This window comes from Bartonella chomelii (assembly GCF_014138465.1).
Taxonomy (GTDB): domain Bacteria; phylum Pseudomonadota; class Alphaproteobacteria; order Rhizobiales; family Rhizobiaceae; genus Bartonella; species Bartonella schoenbuchensis.
The window spans coordinates 82,864-100,528 of the sequence record NZ_JACJIR010000002.1 but is presented as its reverse complement, the minus strand read 5'-3'; the positions used below and the strand labels follow the sequence as shown (position 1 = coordinate 100,528).

Genomic DNA, 17,665 nt, shown 5'->3' with positions numbered 1-17,665 from the left:
CATTTTATTGTGAAAGATAAAGAATATTTTGGCAAGAAAAACAGGATGTTGATATTAATTAAAAACTGGATTTTTAAACACTGTTGGCATAAATGTTATAAGCATAATTGGCATGCATGTTAGGGCATAGTTTAAGGGCGTAAAAACGTAAAATTAGAGGCATAAAAAGTGTAAGAAAGAAAATAGAAAGACGTAATTACAAGACATATACAGCAAAGTATATACGTATTATAAAATGTCTTCAAGTTGTGGAAAAATAACAAATTAAAAAAATGGTCGATCATTCATGACAAATACTGAACAACAAAATCAAATGGCCAATGCTATTCGCTTTCTTGCTATTGATGCGATTGAAAAAGCACAGTCTGGTCACCCTGGCTTGCCAATGGGGGCGGCTGATATTGCGACAGTTCTTTACACAAAATTTTTAGTGCATGACCCAAAAAACCCTCGTTGGCCCAACCGCGATCGCTTTGTTTTATCGGCCGGGCATGGGTCAATGTTGCTTTATGCTTTAATGTATCTTTCAGGCTATGAAGATATCTCTCTTGATGATATCCGCAATTTTCGCCAAATGGGTTCTAAAATTGCGGGGCATCCAGAATATGGTCATGGTGCAGGAGTTGAGACAACCACCGGGCCACTTGGGCAGGGGCTTGCTAATGCTGTGGGGATGGCATTGGGTGAGCGTTTATTAAACGCACGTTTTGGTGATTTGATCAATCATTATACTTATGTTTTGGTCGGCGATGGCTGTTTAATGGAAGGCATAGCCCAAGAAGCAATTTCGCTTGCTGGTCATTTAAAACTAAATAAGCTGATTGTATTTTGGGATGATAATGATATATCGATCGATGGGGCTATTTCTCTTACAGATAGTACAGACCAAGTGGCACGTTTTAAAGCGTGTGGTTGGAATACCATTAAGGTCAATGGGCATAATCAAAGTGCATTGGCACGAGCCATTGAGACGGCAAAAACTTCTGATAAACCCACTCTTGTTGCGTGTAAAACAATTATTGGTTTTGGGGCACCTCGTAAAGGGGGGACTAATAAGGTTCATGGATCACCTTTGGGGGCAGAAGAAATTGCTGCAACCCGTAAAGCTTTAGGTTGGGCACAAGAGCCTTTTGTTGTTCCTGCTGATATTCTTGATAGTTGGCGTTTGGCAGGTCTTAGTGCTGCAAAAAAGCGCAAAAAATGGGAAGCACAGCTTTCTGCTTTACCTGTGTCAAAGCGGGCTGAATTTGAGCGGTTAATGCGTGGCGATCTTGTAAGTAGCTTTGAGAGTGTGCTTGATGAATATAAAAAGCAATTGGTTCTAGATTGTCCGCATGTTGCAACGCGTAAAGCTTCTGAAATGGCTCTTGAAGTCATTAACGGGGTGGTTGTTGAAACCATTGGTGGTTCTGCTGATTTAACCGGTTCCAACTGTACAAAAACAAGCCAGATGAAAAGCATTACTGCTGAGGATTTTTCAGGCCGTTATTTACACTATGGTATTCGCGAACACGCAATGGGTGCAGTGATGAATGGCCTTGCTCTTTATGGAGGATTCATTCCTTATGGTGGGACTTTTTTATGTTTTTCTGACTATATGCGCCCTGCCATGCGCTTGTCTTCCTTAATGGGGTTGCGGGTAATTTATGTGATGACCCATGATTCCATCGGTCTTGGTGAGGATGGGCCGACTCATCAGCCAGTAGAGCATTTGGCTGCTTTGCGCGCACTTCCTAATCATTTTGTTTTCAGGCCTGCTGATGCTGTGGAAACGGTGGAATGTTGGCAATTGGCTTTGAGGGCATGTAAGACGCCTTCTACTTTGGCTTTGAGCAGGCAAAATTTACCACTTTTGCGCCGGGATTATAAAGAAGACAATTTATGTATGCTTGGTGCTTATGAATTACTCATGGCAAGTGATACAGCTCAAGTTACTCTTTTTGCTTCAGGTTCAGAAGTGGAAATTGTTGTAAAAGCGCATGCTATTTTAGAAGAAAAGGGTATTCCAACGCGTGTGGTTTCTGTCCCTTGTTTTGAGTTGTTTTTTGAACAATCTGCTGTCTATCAAAATGCTTTAATTGGCGATGCCCCCCTTAAAATTGCTGTTGAGGCAGCCATTCGGCAAGGATGGGATTATTTTATTGGTAGTGATGGTGTATTTATTGGTATGGAAGGATTTGGTGCAAGTGCACCGATGGACGATCTTTATATGCATTTTGGGATTACATGCGAAAATGTAGTTGCTGTTGTTGAAGAAAGATTGAAACAAATCAATGAGGGAAAAATCAAATGAGTATTCGCGTTGCAATTAATGGATTTGGTCGTATTGGGCGTTGTATCTTGCGTGCTATTGTTGAAAGTGGACGCAAAGATATTGAGGTTGTTGCGATCAATGATTTAGGTTCTGTGGAAACCAATGCCCATTTATTACGCTATGATTCGGTGCACGGGCGTTTTGGTGCACCTGTTAAGGTGGTGGGTGATGCACTTGATGTTGGGAATGGTTTGATTCAGGTAACAGCACAGCGTGACCCGGCGCATTTACCTTGGAAGGATTTGGGTATTGATGTGGCTCTGGAATGTACAGGTTTTTTTACCGAGCGCGATAAAGCCAGTGCCCACTTGGTGGCAGGTGCAAAGCGTGTTCTTATTTCTGCACCTTCTAATGATGCTGATTTGACTGTGGTGTATGGGGTTAACCACCAGATTTTAAGTAAAGAACACCAGGTGGTGTCGAATGCTTCTTGCACAACCAATTGTTTGGCACCTGTTGCGCAAGTGCTCCACAAGGTTGTTGGCATTGAAAAGGGCTTTATGACGACAATCCATTCCTATACGGGTGATCAACCTGTTTTAGATACAATGCACCGTGATCTTTACCGTTCTCGTGCTGCTGCTCTTTCTATGATCCCTACATCAACGGGGGCTGCTAAGGCAGTGGGATTGGTTTTGCCAGAATTGAAAGGTCTGTTAGATGGGGTGGCCATTCGTGTTCCAACGCCTAATGTTTCTGTTGTTGATTTGACCTTTACAGCTCAGCGTTCCACAACTGTTGAAGAGATTAATGCTGCCATTTGTGAGGCTGCGCAAGGCCAGCTTAAGGGCATTTTAGACTATACAGAAGAAAAACTTGTCAGCAGTGATTTTAATCATAATCCGCATTCAGCCATTGTTCAAGCTGAGCAAACTAAAGTTGTTGATGGTAAGCTTTGCCGGGTTCTTGTTTGGTATGATAATGAATGGGGCTTTTCAAACCGCATGGCTGATACTGCTGTGGCTTTTGCCAAAACCTTGTAAAGAAAGAGGACAAAAAGAGGAGCTTTGGTTTCTTTTTAATGGGCATGCTAGCGAGAGTTTTCTTTGTGCAGCAAGCTTCATGAAATTTCTTTTAAAAAAGAAAGTGTCTTTTTTAAAAAGAATGGAGATGAACGTTTGTTTTTTACTCTTGAACTTAAAGAAAAGTATTGCTGTTTAATTGAGAGGTTTCAAAAAGAGATATGTGGGTTGCGAGAACTTTTTGGATAAAAGAGTTAAGCTAAAACAATTGATGAAAAGAATCAAAAAGAGGGAGCAGTAATGGGGTTTCGGACAATTGATGAGGCTGATGTTGCAGGAAAATGTGTGTTGGTACGGGTGGACTTTAATGTTCCGATGTTGCAGGGAAAAGTATGTGATGAGACACGTCTTAAGCGACATAAAGAAACGCTGGTTGAACTGCAAAAGCGCGGTGCTAAGATTATACTGATTTCCCATTGTGGTCGCCCTAAAGGGCAAAAGGTTCCAGAGCTTTCGCTTCGTCCTGTTGCGCAGGCTCTTTCCAAAATCATGGGGCAGGAAGTTTCTTTTTTAGACAAATGTTTTGGTCTTGAGGTGCGTTCTGCTGTTCAAGACTTAAAAGAGGGTGAGATTCTGCTTCTTGAGAATCTGCGTTTTCATCAAGATGAAGAGGAAAATGATGATGCTTTTGCTGAAGCTTTAGCATGCAGTGCTGACATTTATGTGAATGATGCTTTTTCTGTTTCGCACCGTGCTCATGCCTCAACAGAGGGAATTACGCATTTTTTGCCTTCTTATGCGGGGCGTTCTTTGCAACGCGAATTGCATGCTTTACAACAAGGGCTTGGTGACCCAACGTATCCGCTAGCGGCTGTTGTGGGTGGTGCTAAGGTTTCAAGTAAGCTTTTTGTGCTCAATCATTTGGTTCAAAAGGTTAATGCTTTGGTGATTGGTGGTGGTATGGCTAATAGTTTTTTAGCAGCACAAGGCTATGCTATTGGTAAATCACTCTATGAGCACACTTTAATGGAAACGGTTGAAGAAATTATTGAAAAAGCGCACGAGTATGACTGTGAGCTTGTTTTACCAGTGGATGTGGTGGTTGGATTGCGTTGTGAAAAAAATACCCCGCATCGTCAGTGTGATCTTGAGGATATCTCTGATAATGAGATGATTTTGGATATTGGCCCGCGTTCTATTGCCCAGATTAATGAGATGATTGATACTGCTGCAACTGTTGTGTGGAATGGGCCACTTGGTGTTTTTGAGGTTTCCCCCTTTGATCAGGGGACGATTGCAGTTGCACGCCATGTTGCAAAATGTACGCAACAAGGTAAGTTAGTGTCAATTGCTGGGGGTGGTGATACAGTTTTTGCGCTCAACCATGCGGGTGTTGCGGATGATTTTACTTATCTTTCGACCGCTGGAGGGGCTTTTTTGGAATGGATGGAAGGAAAAAGCCTTCCTGGTGTTTTGGCTTTAGTGCAGGCTTGAATAAGTTATGCATATATGATGGCTTATGGGAAGCTTTCTGATGAGCTATTGTTGTTGATTGTTGTTGAGAGAAATTGGGAAAAAAGAGGAGCTTTTTATGAAAGAACGTCTTGAAGATATAGCGCTTTCTTTGGTCAGTGCAGGAAAAGGTATTTTGGCCGCAGATGAAAGCAATGCGACAATTGGTAAACGGTTTGAATCAATTGGTTTAGAAGCAAATGAGGATCATCGCCGGGCTTATCGTGAAATGCTTTTTACTGCAAAGGACGCGATGAAGTGCGCTATTTCTGGTGTGATTTTATTTGATGAAACCATTCGTCAAAAAGCATCCTCTGGTCAAATGTTGACCGACCTTATTCGAGATGTTGGTGCACTGCCAGGTATTAAGGTTGATACGGGCGCTAAGCCTTTGGCAGCTTTTCCTCATGAGACGATTACAGAAGGGTTAGATGGCCTTCGGGAGCGTTTGAAGGACTATTTTACTTTGGGAGCACGTTTTGCCAAATGGCGTGCGGTGATTGCTATTGATGAGCATTCTTTGCCAACAAGAGGAGCGATACGCCAAAATGCGCAAGCTTTGGCACGTTATGCTGCTTTATGCCAGGAGGCAGGTCTTGTGCCAATTGTGGAGCCAGAGGTGCTGATGGATGGCCAGTCGCGCCAGCATTCAATTGCGCGCTGCTTTGAGGTGACACAAGCGGTTTTAAAGACAGTATTTACAGAATTATTCGAGGCACGGGTCGTACTTGAGGGTATGATTTTAAAACCCAATATGGTGATTGATGGGAAAGATGCGCGCAAAGCTTGTGTTGAAGAAGTGGCTGAAAAAACTCTTTGTGTTCTCAAACAGACTGTTCCTGCTGCTGTTCCAGGGATTGCTTTTCTTTCAGGGGGCCAGTCAGATGAAGAAGCCACGGCTCATTTATCCGCTATGAATGCTTCAGGCCCGTGGCCTTGGACATTGACTTTTTCTTATGGTCGTGCGTTGCAATCTGCTGCTTTGAAGACATGGGGTGGAAAACAGGACAATGTTGCAGCTGCACAAAAGGCTTTTTATCACCGTGCACGGATGAACCATCTGGCAGCTTTAGGACAATGGACAAAAGAGCACGAACATTCTTGTGCTTGACCATTTATGTGGGCAAAACACGATTATCGTGAGAGTGACCAGTTGTTGTTGACGCGTTGACGTTGACTCGTGTGCATTCATCATGATCGGGATTATGTTTTGCCCTTAAGGTGCATCTGTTTGTGTTATGTGGGAGAGGCTGTGGTGGATGGTGTTCAAGTGGAGGCTTTTTCAAGCATGCCCACGGGTGGAGATGCATGCGTAGGATGGATGTATGGGGTGTGGAAGTCTACGTAGGATGGAAGCTATGGACATGGGGCGAAAACGTGGCGCTGGATGGCGCATGAGAGATGCGATATGTAGGGTGGTTGTGGTGTATAGAGTAGGTGTGGTGATTGTGGGCCTGGGCCAGTTGTTGTTGACGCGTTGATCACGCGTATCATCATGATCGGGGTTGTGTTTTGCCCTTAAGGTGCATCTGTTTATGTCTGCTGTGAGAGAGGCTGTGGTTGATGGTGTTGAAGTAGAGGCTTTTCAAGCGTGCCTATAGATGGGGATGCGTGCATAGGGTGGATGGCCCGATGCGTAAGGTGTGGGGGCGATTATAGGTGGATGCGGTGATTGTGGGCCTGGGCCAGTTGTTGTTGACGCGTTGATCGCGCGTATCATCATGATCGGGGTTGTGTTTTGCCCTTAAGGTGCATCTGTTTGTGTCTGCTGTGGGAGAGGTTGTGGTGGATGGTGTTTCAAGTGAAGGCTTTTCAAGCATGCCTATGGTGGATAGTAGTGTGTAGGATGGATGTATGGGGTGTGGAAGCCTACATAGGCAAAAACCATGGCCATGGTGTGAGAATGTGCGGTGGATGGCGCATAAGAGATGCGATTGTAGAGTGGGGGCAATGTATAGGTAGATACGGTGATTGTGGGCCTGGGCCAGTTGTTGTTGACGTGTTGATTCGTGTGCACCGATCATGATCGGGGTTGGTTTTTTCTCTTAAGGTGCATCTGTTTATCTCATGTGGGAGAGGTTATAGTGATGGTGTTAAAGTGAAGGCTTTTCAAGCATGCCTATGGTAGATAGTAGTGTGTAGGGTGGATGTATGGGGTGTGGAAATCTACGTAGGGTGGAAGCTTATGGACATGGGGTGAAAACGTGCGCTGGATGGCGCATAAGAGATGCGATTGTAGAGTGGTTGTGGTGTATTGGGGTGGGGGTGTATGTATAGAGTGAAGTGAGTGGGTGGTGATAGGTAGATGCGGTGATTGAGAGAGTGGCAGTATTTAGATTAGAGTGGGGGCGGTTTCATTATAGTTTGTGGAAAATTAATAAAGCGCCATTGCAAGATAGGTGTGTGTTGGTTGGTTTTTTGTTTATTTGCTATATGAATGCACAGTAAGTAAGGCTGACCATGCTGGATCAGAGGCATCATGGGGGGTTGGTAATTGGCGTTCATTGCGCCCAGTAATATCAATTGTGTAAATTTTTGTTCCTACACCTGCATTTTGACGAAAGAACATGAGCACACGACCATTGGGTGCCCAAGTGGGCCCTTCATTATGAAAACCTGTGGTTAAAAGCCGTTCGCCTTGCCCATCGGGGTGCATAACACCAATGGAGAATTGTCCCTGAAATTGCTTTGTAAAAGCGATATAGTCACCGCGCGGTGACCAAACGGGGGTGGAATAGTTGCCTTCATTAAAAGAAATACGGTGAGGGTTAGTGCCATCGGCATTCATGACATAAATTTGTGGTGTGCCATCACGGTCAGATGAAAAGACGATCTGTTTGCCATCAGGTGAATAAGAGGCTGAGGTATCAATGGCTTTAGTTGTGGTTAAGCGCGTCATGGTGCGTGTGCGCAGATCCATTGTGTAAAGGTTTGCGCTGCCATTATTTTGTAATAAACTCATAATTACTTTTTGCCCATCTGGCGAAAAACGAGGGGCAATTGTCATATTGTCAAAAGTTCCAATTAATTCTCTTTGCCCCATTTCAATTTGCTGAAGATACACATGAGGCGTTTTATTCTTATCATATGCCATATAGGTAATTTCTTGCCTATTGGGTGAAAAACGAGGTGTGAGGACTAATTCGCTCCCATCGGAAAGATAGGTTAGGTTTGCACCATCTTGATCCATAATGGCTAAGCGTTTAACGCGTGCATCGCGCGGGCCTGTTTCATCAACAAAAACAATGCGTGTATCAAAATAGCCACGTTCGCCTGTCATTTTACTGTAGATTTCATCTGCAACCATATGCGCAACGCGTCGCCAGTGTTCTGGGGTTGTATAAAATCGCCGCCCTTTGATTTGGCGGTTGCCAAAGACATCCCATAGACGAAAGTCAACTCTCAGCCGTCCACTTGCTTCTCTATTAACATGCCCGGTGACCAACCCTTGAATATTGGTATGCTGCCATTCGAGAAAGCGTGGTTGACTGTCGGGATTGATGATTGTTTCAGGAAAAGATGCTTTATTTAGTGGTGAAAAAAGTCCAGACCGTTCAAGATCTGCTGCAACGACAGCAGCAATCTTCAGCCCTATTGAATCGTTGGATATGAAATCTGTGATTGCGATCGAGATGGGGTTAAAATCAGCGCTCGAAATAGTCCCCTTCAGTTGTGCGTGGGCTGATGAAAAACTGGAAAGCCATACACTTATGGTAACAATTAACCACGAAAAAAGAGTGTATCTCATTCCTGTCATGCTGGATTTATCCTTTCTTTTAAGAGAGACAATATCTTCATATTATACGGGTTTTTTCTTTTTAAGAGCTTTCTCTTAAGATTATAGAGTTTTTTCTTGTTATAGAACTTTCTCTTGAAGGGGATCAACATTAAAATCAAAACCTTGCCCCCATAAGTTATATTGGTCACGCGGGAGATCTGGGTAGGGTTGGCATGCAAAAACGGCGGCATATACTTGTTGAACCATGACGGCTTGTTGGCTTTCATCACCTTTTAAGGGTTCAATGATGGGTGTGCCTATAATCATTCCATTACGGTTTAATTGAAACTGCAAACGCACAACTGGACGGTTATTTAAATTTCCACCAATAGCAACAAGTTTAAGCTTTTTTTGAATACATGCGCCCGCAAGATTGACAAGGGTTTGTGCCATTTTTGTGGTGTCGCCAATATCTTTTCGTGCCCCTTGAGATTCTTGTTCTTTAGAGCGTTTTGCCCCACCTCCTTGTGTGCGTGCACGGTTGATTAGATTGCTTTCATCCATTGCTAAGATATCTTCAATGGTTTGTTCACCTTTTTTAGGAGAAGATTGTGCGCTTTGGGAGGAAGCCTGTTTGGTAGGTTTTGGCTTCATTTTTGTCGTTGGACGAGGAACATTTGTTGGTAGCTGAACGGTGGTTGGCTGTGGTTTATTTTCAGGTTCTGTTGGAACAGGTATTTCTGGTGTTTGTGGTTCTTCTGGCAGTGTTATATTTTCATTTTTTGGTGTTTCTTCAGTGGTTTTTGAGGTAATTTCTGGCGTTGTTGGTGGAGGAGTTTGTGTTTTTATTTCTTGTTTTTCTGGTGTTATAAGGGATTGGGCTTGTGTTTCAGATGCATCTTTTTCACCAAAAGAGAGAGGTGTTGTCTCAACATTTTTATTTTGTAGTTTTTCTTTTGGCTTTAAGGGGGCTTTAGTGTCGAGTTTTCCATCACCTATGTGGTGTGCATCTTCTTTTTCTTGTGTCCGCGTGGTTGGTTTTGGTGCTGGGCGTTCGTTAAATGGTGCATTTTCTGAGCCTTGTGCACTTGCAAGCTCTTGATCAAGAGGGGCTAAGGTGATGGGAATGGCCTCTAATTGGTGTTGAGGAAAAGAGGTGGGATGTGTCAAATGTATTCCACCCCAGATGAGAATGGCTATATGGGCTGCAAGTGAGAAAGCTAAGCTTTTTTTCATGCTATGATGAGAACTTATATTCATCTTCTTTAAGCCTTAGCCTTTTTTTACTGTTGATCGACTATTGTATGATACTATTATGGTACTGTTGTATGGTTTTGTGTGCGCCTTTTGCCGATCATCTAGTTCTTTATGATATTATGGTTTTATTGCGCTAAACTAGCCAAAGCAACTTGCGAAAAACCGGCCTTTTGAATATTTGCGAGAAGTTGTAAAACTTTTTCATATTCAACAGTTTTGGCAGCGCGCACAAAAATGCGTTGGTTTTGCAATGTTTGATCGGTTGATAATTGCTCTTTTAATTTTGCAATCAATGCTTGTGATGTAGAGTAATAGTCTTGATTGATTGCAAAACGCCCTTGTGCATCAAGCGAAACCGTTAAGGGGGGGCGGTCTGTTTGCACTGCTCCTGCTTGGCTTTGGGGTAAATCAAGAGGAACACCATTGACCAAAAGGGGCGCAGAAACCATAAAAATAATCAGTAAAACAAGCATAACATCTACAAAAGGCGTGATGTTAATTTCACTGATTAAATGACTTTGCGAGCGACGGCGTTTTCGTGTGTTTTTCTGAGAAGGAGAAGCAAGAGAAAGTGCCATTGAAAACCACCTATTGTAATGAGTTTGAGGTTATTTTCTCATCAATTTGCCGTGACATAATCGTTGAAAATTCATCAGCAAAGCCTTCTATATGCGTTATGATTTGAGTGCTTTCATGCATGAGTTTGTTATAAGCAATCACTGCTGGGATGGCAGCTAACAGGCCAATTGCTGTTGCTAAAAGAGCCTCTGCAATGCCTGGTGCTACCACTGCAAGAGATGTATTTTGAGAAGCCGAAATTGAAAGAAATGAATTCATAATTCCAACAACTGTTCCAAATAAACCGATAAAGGGGGCTGCTGATCCAAGTGTGGCTAAAAAGCCTAATTTTGATTCTATTTTTGCACTCTCACGCCCTAAGGCTAGATCCATAGCTTTTTCGATTCTGCTTTGTAGATTCAATGATGGTTGAACCCCTTTGGTAAGAGATTTTTTCCATTCCGTCATTGCTGCTATAAAAACAACACAGATGCTGTTGGTATGCTGATTTTGATAGGTTACATAAAGCTCTTCTAAAGATTTGCCTGACCAAAAAGTTTGCTCAAACTGCTTGATGTCATAGCGTATTTTTCGGTAAGTGAATATTTTATCGATAATGATCGCCCAGCTCCATACTGATGCAAGAATAAGCCCAATCATGACAGCTTTGACAACCCAATTGGCTTGCATAAACAAACTCCACATTCCAAGGGTATCTGGAGAGGCCAGTTCTATGTGCGCCATGGTATCGTTCCTTTAAATGAAAGATTTATGTATAAAATCTCATTAAAGCATATTGTTTTATAGTTTCTAAATTTGACAAAACAAAGTTTTAAGTTCCTAAACAAAAAGATATTCAAGCAGAAAAAACGCTTAAAACCGGCTTATTTTGCCCCTTTATTTTTTAAAATAAGGCAGTTTCATTTTGAAACAAGTGTGGAAGAAAAAAGATCTTTGGGCAAACGGCGTGGTTTTCCTGCTTGATTCATAATAGCAAGTGTTACTTTTGCTTCAGCTAACAGGGTGTTGTCACGCATGATTTGTTGATTCATGAAAAAACGTGCCCCTTGAACACATTCTAGTCGTGTTTTAACCGTTAAGAGATCATCAATATGTGCAGGGCGGGAATAAGTAATGTCTATGCGATGCACGACAAAAAATAGTTTTTCCCCTGTGCTTGATGCAAATCGTGCGCCTGATGCTAACTGTGTGTTATTGCACCCTATGTTTCGCAAGAACTCTGAGCGCCCGCGCTCAAAAAATTCCAAATAACGCGCATGATACACGACACCAGAAAAATCGGTATCTGCAACATAAACTCTTGTGGGGAGGTCATGAACATAAGCTAAACTCTCACCACTGTGATTGAGTGAAGTGTTGTTGATACAAGTATTGTTGGCATGAAGATTATGAGTGTGAGGGTTGTTAGCGTGAGGGTTGTTGGGATGGGTGTCGTTGGGATGAGAATTGTTGGTATGGGGGATGGTGTGGGGGATGTCGGCGTGGGGGGTATTGGGGAGCGTGTTGCTGGTGCCAGTATTGTTGGGGTGGTTGTTAGCGTGGAGGTTGGTTGTGTGCGTGTTATTGGTGGTGGTTTTAGTCATCTTCTTTTTCCCATAGAGTGGGTTGTGTTGAGGAATGATCTTGTGTGTCAGCTGATGGGGTAGATTTTTGTGAGGCTGCTGGTTCAGGGGGACAAAGCCCTAAATGTGCCCAAGCTTTTTCTGTAATAATTCGCCCGCGAGCGGTACGTTGAATAAAACCTTGTTGCAGCAAATAAGGTTCAATAATATCTTCAATGGCATCACGTGGCTCTGAGAGAGCAGCCGCAATTGTTTCAATGCCAACGGGGCCACCTAGAAAAGTTTGTGCAATGAGGATCAGGTAGCGCCTGTCTAGAGGGTCAAGACCGAGGTGGTCAACCTCAAGGCGCGAGAGGGCTTCATCTGCAATGAAGCGGTCAATTTTTTCTGCACTTTTAACCAGAGCAAAGTCACAAACCCGGCGCAACAGTCTTCCTGCAATACGCGGGGTGCCACGTGCACGACATGCAATTTCATGGGCGCCATCATCGCTTATCTGGACTGAAAAGAGGCGAGCATTACGTTTAACGATATATTCTAATTCTTCTATGGTATAAAAACTTAACCGGATGGGAATGCCAAAACGATCCCTTAAAGGGGTGGTCAATAACCCTAAACGGGTGGTTGCTGCCACTAAGGTAAATTTAGCAAGCTCAATTTTGACTGAACGTGCTGCTGGCCCCTCACCAATGATGAGATCAAGTTGATAATCTTCCATTGCTGGATAAAGAATTTCTTCAATGGCTGGATTTAAACGGTGAATTTCGTCAATAAACAAAACATCACGTTCTTCTAAGTTGGTTAAAAGGGCTGCTAAATCACCTGCTTTGGCGATGACTGGCCCTGATGTTGAACGAAAATTAACGCCTAATTCCTTAGCCATAATTTGCGAAAGTGTTGTTTTTCCCAACCCTGGCGGCCCTACAAATAAAACGTGATCTAAAGCTTCTTGGCGCGCTTTTGCTGCTTCAATAAATATTTTTAAGTTTGCACGCGCTGCTTCTTGACCAATAAAATCATCAAGGACTTGTGGCCTTAAGGAACGGTCTGGGTCATTGGGAAGGGGTATGGCACCAAGAAGGCGTTGGCTTTCATCTTTACGCATTGTTACCTTGTATATATGTTACCTTGTATAGTTACCTTATATTGTCTGAGCAGAAAATATTGATTGTATTTTAAAAAGTTACCTTGTGTTGGATGAATTGGAAAGCAGTTTAAGGCTATGGCGAATGAGAAGCGCTGAGGAAACAGTTTCCTCTTCAAGGCTAGAGAGGGCGCAAGACAAAGCTTGTGCTGCTTGATCACGATCAAAACCAAGCTTGATTAAAGCTGATAGTGCATCGTTGACTGGTTGATTGGTTTCTTGCGCTTGAAGGTTGGAAGCAAGATGTGCGGTATTTTTGCTTTCTTCATTAAAGGGCAGTGCTTTGTTTTTGAATTCGCTTATAATTCTTTCACTAACTTTTTGACCAATGCCAGGAGCACGTTTGATCATTGCCACGTCGTTTAATGCAATTGCTTGGGCAAGTTCACCAGGTGATAAAGTTCCTAAAATAGCTAGGGCAACTTTTGCACCTACCCCTGGCACATTTTGCAAAAGGCAAAACCAATCTCGTTCAGCTTTTGTGGTAAAACCAAAAAGGCGAATGGCTTCTGCGCGAACATGCGTTTCAATAAATAGGTTTAAATGTTCACCAAGGGTTGGTAAAGAAGATAAAAGCCTGTTTGACACAAAAACGCTATACCCCACACCTTGCACATCAAGAATGATGTGATCGTCACAGATACTGTCGAGTATGCCTTTTAATTTGCCGATCATGTATTAACCTTGTGAGCTGTAGGATAAGTTAGTACGGTGGGTACTGTGGCAAAGTGCCAGTGCCAATGCATCAGCTGCGTCACTACTGTCAAATTCAGCGCGTGGGAGAAGAGTTTTGACCATCATATGGATTTGTTCTTTTGCGCCATGGCCCACACCAATAACGGATTTTTTGATGGTGTTTGGGGCATATTCAGAAACTGGAAGACCTGCTTGAGCTGGTACAAGAAGTGCAATGGCACGTGCTTGACCAAGTTTTAAAGTGGCAGTGGCATCTTTGTTGACAAAAACATTTTCAACAGCTGCTTCATGGGGCATAAAACGGTGCACAACATCAGACAGCCCTTGATGAAGTTGATACAGCCTGGAAGCAAGATGGCTTTTTGCATCAGAGCGCAGTGTGCCTGATGCAATAAAGTGTAGATGATTGCCTAATAGATCAACGACGCCCCACCCTGTTCGCTGTAATCCAGGATCGATGCCTATAATACGAATCGCTTTTACCATATGATTAAGCCTATGTTATTTCTTTGTTCTTGAATAGATGCAATACATAAAAAGAACATAGAAACATTAATACAATCCAAAAGAATACAGTAAAAACGTTAAAAGAATACAATGAAATACTAAAAGAGCATAATAAAAATGGTTTTTTAAAAAAGAATTGGGCTCTCTTAATGAAGGCAAATGTGTAAATGTGTAGCGCTGAAAGTGCTGGTGGCGGTGGTGAGGAGTTGGTTTTTTTAAGTGGAGGCAAGATTTCAAAGAGGTTTGATGATGATGGGAAAGGGCAGGAGGTTGAAAATGGATGAAGGGAATGGAGAGTTTTAAAGTGGTGAGGGGTGGGAGTATTGGTGGAGGCGTTTTGGTAAGGGTGGGGAGGAGCATGAAGCTTGCATTGATGGAAGCAAGATTGAGCTGTGTTGGTGGAAGGTGGGGTATTATAATATGAGAAGGCAGGGGCTTGGAAGATTGGGGAGATGGCTTGGGAGAAGAGGGTCAGGAGTTTGGGGGAAACGTTGGTGGAGGCGTTTTGGTAAGGGTGGGGAGGAGCATGAAGCTTGCATTGATGGAAGCAAGATTTAAGAGCAAGATTGAGCTGTGTTGGTGGAAGGTGGGGTATTATAATGTGAGAGGATGGGGGCTTGGAAGATTGGAGAGATGGCTTGGGGGAAGAGGGTCAGGAGTTTGGGGGAAATGTTGGAGGAAGAGGATGGCATTTAAAAGGTAAGGGAAGGGGGAGGTGTAAGGTTGAAGGTGCTGGTAGCGGTGGTGAGGAGGCTGGTTTTTTTAAAATGGTGGCAAGGTTTTTTAAGAGCGTCGAAAAGCACGTTTGAGCAATTGAATTTGTTTGGTTACAGGATTGTTCTTTTTTAAGGTTTTGCAAGAGGCTTGATCGATATCATAACTGACATGGCGCATACGTTCTTCTAAACGCAAAGAACGTGCTACAAAGTGGCGGAAAATTTCTGGCAATTCTGTCCAATGAGCAGCCTGAGGTCCTAGTGATGGTGTATGAAGAGAAATTTTTGCGATCTCTTTTTGTATTTGTTCGGGAGACATTTCCCCTTCACGCCCTGCACGAAAAAGCAACAGTCGAGAGGCAATTTGCATTAGCCGTGTACTTAAATACATGGCTTCTTTTGCATAAAGTGCAGAAGTTTCGACTGGAAGGTGACGAGCAGCGCATTTACCTTCTTTATCAATATAGTCTGCTGTTTCTTCAATAAGGTCCATCGTCTCTTCATAGAGGCGGTTAAAAACACTTTCAAAAGCATCGTGTTCCATCATGATAATGGTTTTATCTTTTGAAGGTTCATGTGCATTCACGTCTTTATACTCCAAACTGTGATATGAGAAAAATAATGACACTAAAGACCGATTTAAAGACTCATTTTCTCATTGTTGTAGAGGATGCCTTTTTAAAGACAATTACGCAATACACTTCTTATGCTAAGGTTAATGAGCAAGATGGACAATATTTATAAATATTTATAAATTTGTTTTATCTTTTGGAAGGTGCAAGACGATATGTTTTTTGGCTTTCATAATAGTATGCTACAGCAAATTGTATTGCGATACCGCTTATTATCAAGAGAGTGTCGGAAAAAAATGTGCTTGTCGTTAGTGTTTTAAAAATTTGCCCACACATTGCAAAGATGGTGCCGGTGATAAAAACTGGTAAGCTCTGTTTGCCTAAAATCGCTAAGGGATGCTTTGGGGAGACGTGAAATCGTTCATGCAAACAGGGAAGGCAAAGGATCAAAGATGCTAAGGCTAAAATGTGCACCAAGCGGGGAAGGCTTAAGAATGTTTTATTAAAATTCATAAGGGGTGAAGACCAGTCAGATGAACCAAAACTTCCCCACCACTCTAGGCGCACCCATAACAGTGCAAACACGAGATAGCTTGCTGAGACAATCACAATTAAAGGACGAAAGATGATTTTCCCTCCTTGTTTGAGGTATATAGTGCTTGTTAACCCGATAATGAAAAGAAACTGCCACGATAAAGGGTTTAAAAACCACTGCCCTTGGAGTGGATAAGAAGGTGGTGCAATGCTATAAAAGCCACATATAAGGTATATCATTAATGATATGAAAAGAAGAGGCCCTTTATATTTGCCAGTCAGATAAAGGGCAAAAGGGGCAAACAACATGCAAACAACATAAAGGGAAAGAATATTATTATAGCCTAGTTGATGGCCAAGGCTTAAAATGCTTAAAAATGTGATGAAAGGTTGTGTTAAAAATATACCCACATTATTCTGAGATGAAAGTTGTTCTGAGTGCCATAGGAGAGAGGCTCCCAAAAAGAGGGCTAATGTAGTAAAAGTGGTAAAAAGATGTGCTTTATAGAGTACAAAAGCTCTCTTCCAAAGTTTGTGCACATGTGAAGTAAAACAGCTTTTGAGGGTGTGAGTATGAAAGCTTAATCCAAGAGCAACGCCTGAAAGCAAAACAAATATTTCTGCCGAATCAGAAAAACCGAAGTTTTTGTGTGTGAGATGCTCATAAAATGTTCCGGGAATATGGTTGATGAAAATCATCAACAGAGCTAAAGAACGCAATACATCAATACGGGTATCACGGTAAGATAAAGGGGGGCTATGCTTTTCATAATTTGAAGGAAGTGTATCGTGAGGGGAAGTGCTATGATGCGCCATCGAAAAATCCTTCTTCATGATGAAAGGGGTAAACCTGCCTTTAACAAAGCGTGATGATAAAATAAATCTTTATTTAATTTAATCTTTAAGGGAGGCTGTATGGTCCATCAGAAAAATAAACCAATTGAACATTGTTCTTTTCCTCAGTTGGTTCTAACATTGGATGTTCGTCGTGTTATTGAGCCTGCATTTTTATGCCAGCTCTTTCAAACAAAGTCCTTTGCGTGCATTATTTTATATGATTCATTTGTTGATCAGGGCGATGGTGCTTTTTTACAAAATAGTGCCAAGATGTATGCTGATGATATTCAACACAATGGTGCTGCCCTTATTATTGCTGAAGATAGCCGTGTTGCTGGCAGAATTAAAGCTGATGGGATGCATTTGGAAGGTGGTCTTGATGCTTTTGACGTGTTGGAAAATCAGAAAAAAAACCAAAAAATAGTTGGTTTTGGGAATTTACGAACACGTCATTGTGCTATGAGTGTTGCTGAAGCTGGGGTTGATTATGTGTTTTTTGGGAAATTAGGTGCTGATAAAAAGCCATCCTCCCATCCTCGAAATATTGCATTGGCAAAATGGTGGGCTGAGATTATGGAAGTACCTGCTATTATTCAAGCAGGCAGTGATCTTGCAACTATTGATGAAACCTTAGAGACGACATGCGAATTTATTGCCATTGAAGAGATGATTTTTGCTCATGATCACCCCTTTATTGTACTTGATAGGGTTAAAGAAAAATGCAAAAATCATCCTTTATCATAGGAATAAGGATA

The 17,665-nt window shown here is 42.4% G+C and carries 23 protein-coding genes; 13 read left to right on the top strand and 10 right to left on the bottom strand.

Annotated features, from left to right (window positions below):
* The first annotated feature begins 286 nt into the window (after positions 1-286).
* The 7 genes from tkt (at position 287) to GGR10_RS06955 (ending at position 7,065) form a co-directional block, all read left to right on the top strand.
* Positions 287-2,293 carry a transketolase gene (tkt, locus tag GGR10_RS02855; protein WP_182479818.1) on the top strand — a complete coding sequence of 669 codons (2,007 nt, stop codon included), beginning with the start codon at positions 287-289 and terminating at the stop codon, positions 2,291-2,293.
* Positions 2,290-3,297, top strand: a complete 1,008-nt coding sequence (gene gap, locus GGR10_RS02850) for a type I glyceraldehyde-3-phosphate dehydrogenase (protein WP_182479817.1) — start codon at positions 2,290-2,292, stop codon at positions 3,295-3,297. The genes tkt and gap overlap by 4 nt, the downstream gene beginning before the upstream one ends.
* A 279-nt stretch (positions 3,298-3,576) precedes the next feature.
* Positions 3,577-4,770, top strand: a complete 1,194-nt coding sequence (locus GGR10_RS02845; RefSeq protein ID WP_182479816.1) for a phosphoglycerate kinase — start codon at positions 3,577-3,579, stop codon at positions 4,768-4,770.
* Positions 4,771-4,867: 97 nt separating this feature from the next.
* Entirely contained in the window at positions 4,868-5,899 is a 1,032-nt protein-coding gene (locus GGR10_RS02840; RefSeq protein ID WP_182479815.1) for a class I fructose-bisphosphate aldolase, read from the top strand.
* A 214-nt stretch (positions 5,900-6,113) separates the two neighbouring features.
* A complete protein-coding gene (locus tag GGR10_RS02835) occupies positions 6,114-6,269 on the top strand; it encodes a hypothetical protein (protein WP_182479814.1) in 156 nt (51 codons plus the stop codon).
* Positions 6,270-6,577: 308 nt separating this feature from the next.
* Positions 6,578-6,814 (top strand): hypothetical protein, encoded by a 237-nt coding sequence (locus GGR10_RS02830; RefSeq protein WP_182479813.1) that lies wholly within the window; start codon positions 6,578-6,580, stop codon positions 6,812-6,814.
* 125 nt (positions 6,815-6,939) lie between these two features.
* A complete protein-coding gene (locus GGR10_RS06955) occupies positions 6,940-7,065 on the top strand; it encodes a hypothetical protein (RefSeq protein WP_281371264.1) in 126 nt (41 codons plus the stop codon).
* 145 nt (positions 7,066-7,210) lie between these two features.
* On the opposite strand, the gene tolB is transcribed toward GGR10_RS06955, so the two are convergent.
* From tolB to ybgC, 5 genes are all read right to left on the bottom strand, one after another.
* Positions 7,211-8,545: a Tol-Pal system beta propeller repeat protein TolB gene (gene tolB / locus GGR10_RS02825; protein ID WP_182479812.1), complete on the bottom strand. Its 1,335-nt coding sequence runs from the start codon at positions 8,543-8,545 to the stop codon at positions 7,211-7,213.
* A gap of 99 nt (positions 8,546-8,644) precedes the next feature.
* Positions 8,645-9,766 carry a cell envelope biogenesis protein TolA gene (locus GGR10_RS02820; RefSeq protein ID WP_182479811.1) on the bottom strand — a complete coding sequence of 374 codons (1,122 nt, stop codon included), beginning with the start codon at positions 9,764-9,766 and terminating at the stop codon, positions 8,645-8,647.
* 122 nt (positions 9,767-9,888) lie between these two features.
* Positions 9,889-10,341, bottom strand: coding sequence for a protein TolR (gene tolR, locus GGR10_RS02815; RefSeq protein WP_182479810.1), 453 nt, complete (start codon positions 10,339-10,341; stop codon positions 9,889-9,891).
* A gap of 10 nt (positions 10,342-10,351) precedes the next feature.
* Positions 10,352-11,065 (bottom strand): protein TolQ, encoded by a 714-nt coding sequence (gene tolQ, locus GGR10_RS02810; RefSeq protein ID WP_078690190.1) that lies wholly within the window; start codon positions 11,063-11,065, stop codon positions 10,352-10,354.
* A gap of 176 nt (positions 11,066-11,241) precedes the next feature.
* On the bottom strand, positions 11,242-11,706 hold the full coding sequence (gene ybgC, locus GGR10_RS06840; protein WP_208431726.1) for a tol-pal system-associated acyl-CoA thioesterase: 465 nt from the start codon (positions 11,704-11,706) through the stop codon (positions 11,242-11,244).
* 24 nt (positions 11,707-11,730) lie between these two features.
* Between ybgC and GGR10_RS06835 the strand changes: the two genes are divergently transcribed.
* Positions 11,731-11,988 (top strand): hypothetical protein, encoded by a 258-nt coding sequence (locus GGR10_RS06835; RefSeq protein ID WP_246316838.1) that lies wholly within the window; start codon positions 11,731-11,733, stop codon positions 11,986-11,988.
* Here the strand turns inward: GGR10_RS06835 and ruvB are convergent.
* The 3 genes from ruvB to ruvC all read right to left on the bottom strand — a co-directional run bounded on the left by ruvB (position 11,918) and on the right by ruvC (position 14,230).
* On the bottom strand, positions 11,918-13,009 hold the full coding sequence (ruvB, locus tag GGR10_RS02800; RefSeq protein WP_010704336.1) for a Holliday junction branch migration DNA helicase RuvB: 1,092 nt from the start codon (positions 13,007-13,009) through the stop codon (positions 11,918-11,920). The genes GGR10_RS06835 and ruvB overlap by 71 nt on opposite strands.
* A 78-nt stretch (positions 13,010-13,087) precedes the next feature.
* Positions 13,088-13,723 (bottom strand): Holliday junction branch migration protein RuvA, encoded by a 636-nt coding sequence (ruvA, locus tag GGR10_RS02795; protein WP_182479808.1) that lies wholly within the window; start codon positions 13,721-13,723, stop codon positions 13,088-13,090.
* Positions 13,724-13,726: 3 nt separating this feature from the next.
* On the bottom strand, positions 13,727-14,230 hold the full coding sequence (gene ruvC / locus GGR10_RS02790) for a crossover junction endodeoxyribonuclease RuvC (protein ID WP_010704334.1): 504 nt from the start codon (positions 14,228-14,230) through the stop codon (positions 13,727-13,729).
* A 310-nt stretch (positions 14,231-14,540) separates the two neighbouring features.
* Here ruvC and GGR10_RS06950 point away from each other — a divergent pair, with 310 nt between their 5' ends.
* Genes GGR10_RS06950 through GGR10_RS02780 form a run of 3 tightly spaced genes read left to right on the top strand, consistent with a single transcriptional unit; the run spans position 14,541 to position 15,060 of the window.
* Entirely contained in the window at positions 14,541-14,675 is a 135-nt protein-coding gene (locus GGR10_RS06950) for a hypothetical protein (protein ID WP_281371263.1), read from the top strand.
* The gene (locus tag GGR10_RS02785; protein WP_182479807.1) at positions 14,672-14,809 is read left to right on the top strand and encodes a hypothetical protein; all 138 of its coding nucleotides are present in this window, start codon (positions 14,672-14,674) and stop codon (positions 14,807-14,809) included. Before GGR10_RS06950 ends, GGR10_RS02785 begins: the two co-directional genes overlap by 4 nt.
* Positions 14,810-14,868: 59 nt before the next feature.
* The gene (locus tag GGR10_RS02780; protein ID WP_182479806.1) at positions 14,869-15,060 is read left to right on the top strand and encodes a hypothetical protein; all 192 of its coding nucleotides are present in this window, start codon (positions 14,869-14,871) and stop codon (positions 15,058-15,060) included.
* Here GGR10_RS02780 and GGR10_RS02775 read toward each other — a convergent pair.
* Positions 15,035-15,553: a DUF1465 family protein gene (locus tag GGR10_RS02775; protein ID WP_010704333.1), complete on the bottom strand. Its 519-nt coding sequence runs from the start codon at positions 15,551-15,553 to the stop codon at positions 15,035-15,037. The genes GGR10_RS02780 and GGR10_RS02775 overlap by 26 nt on opposite strands.
* A 35-nt stretch (positions 15,554-15,588) precedes the next feature.
* Here GGR10_RS02775 and GGR10_RS06945 point away from each other — a divergent pair, with 35 nt between their 5' ends.
* Positions 15,589-15,711 carry a hypothetical protein gene (locus GGR10_RS06945; RefSeq protein ID WP_275039593.1) on the top strand — a complete coding sequence of 41 codons (123 nt, stop codon included), beginning with the start codon at positions 15,589-15,591 and terminating at the stop codon, positions 15,709-15,711.
* A gap of 17 nt (positions 15,712-15,728) precedes the next feature.
* Here the strand turns inward: GGR10_RS06945 and GGR10_RS02770 are convergent, their stop codons facing one another.
* The gene (locus GGR10_RS02770; RefSeq protein WP_210268766.1) at positions 15,729-16,889 is read right to left on the bottom strand and encodes an OpgC family protein; all 1,161 of its coding nucleotides are present in this window, start codon (positions 16,887-16,889) and stop codon (positions 15,729-15,731) included.
* 99 nt (positions 16,890-16,988) lie between these two features.
* Between GGR10_RS02770 and GGR10_RS02765 the strand changes: the two genes are divergently transcribed.
* A complete protein-coding gene (locus tag GGR10_RS02765; RefSeq protein ID WP_182479805.1) occupies positions 16,989-17,654 on the top strand; it encodes a thiamine phosphate synthase in 666 nt (221 codons plus the stop codon).
* Positions 17,655-17,665: the final 11 nt, after the last annotated feature.